Below are 1,056 nucleotides of genomic sequence, written 5' to 3' on the forward strand. Positions count from 1 at the left end.
GACGAACTCGGCCAGGGCGAGCAGGCCGCCGGCCGCCTCCGGGTCGGGCACGGCGCGGGACAGTTCGTGCATCGCCCGCGCCATCCGGTCGGCCGCCTCGACGTGCGCCCAGTCCCGGCCACCGGCTTCCTCGACCGCCCGCAGGACAGCCTCCAGGTCGTCGCCGGGCCCGGGCGGGGCCGCGTACAGATCGGCCAGCCGGTCCCCCGCCGCGGTGCCGGAGGCGAGCGCGGCGACCACCGGCAGCGACTTCTTGCGCGCCGTCAGGTCGGCTCCGGCGGGCTTGCCGGTGCGCTCGGGGTCGCCCCACAGGCCGATCAGGTCGTCGATCAGCTGGAACGCCAGGCCGGCCTGGCGGCCGAAAGCGTCCAGCGCCCGGACCTGTTCCTCGTCGGCCCCGGCGTACAGGCCGCCGACGGCGCAGGCGCAGCCGAGCAGAGCGCCGGTCTTGGCCTCGGCCATGACCAGCACCTCCTCGACGGTGACCGCGCCCGGGTCGCGCCGTTCCAGGGCGGTGTCCGCCTGCTGGCCCTCGCAGAGCTCGATCACGCAGTCGGCGAGCCGGGCCGCCGCCGCGGACGCCGCGGGGTGCGGGTCCTCGGCCAGCAGCCGGGAGGCCAGGGCCTGCAGGGCGTCCCCGGTCAGGACGGCCGCGCTCTCACCGAACACCGTCCAGGCCGTGGCACGGTGGCGGCGGGTGGCGTCACCGTCCATCACGTCGTCGTGCAGCAGCGTGAAGTTGTGGGTGAGTTCCACCGCCACCGCGGCGGTGACCGCCGCCCGGGCCGCCTCCTCCCCTGCGGCCGGTCCGCGGCCCGCGCCGAGGGCGGAGGCCGCGGTCAGCACCAGGGCGGGGCGGATCGCCTTGCCGGTGGGTGCGGCCGTCGGGGCGCCGTCGGCGTCCTCCCGGCCGAAGTGGTAGCGGGCGATGCGGCGGATCTGGCCGGGCAGACCGTCCACCGCGCGCAGCAACGCCGGCTCCACGACCGACTTGACCCGCTCCAGCAGGGCCGCGGCCTCCGGTTCGTCCCCGCCCGGGCGGTCACGGGCCCGCCC

General features: G+C 77.7%; 1 protein-coding gene. It reads right to left on the reverse strand.

The window, feature by feature from the left end; translation table 11 throughout:
* A partial coding sequence (locus ACOV8S_RS14835) for a polyprenyl synthetase family protein (protein ID WP_448318289.1) occupies positions 1-1,056 on the reverse strand: 1,056 nt, incomplete at both ends.

This window comes from Streptomyces sp. CO7 (assembly GCF_053474865.1).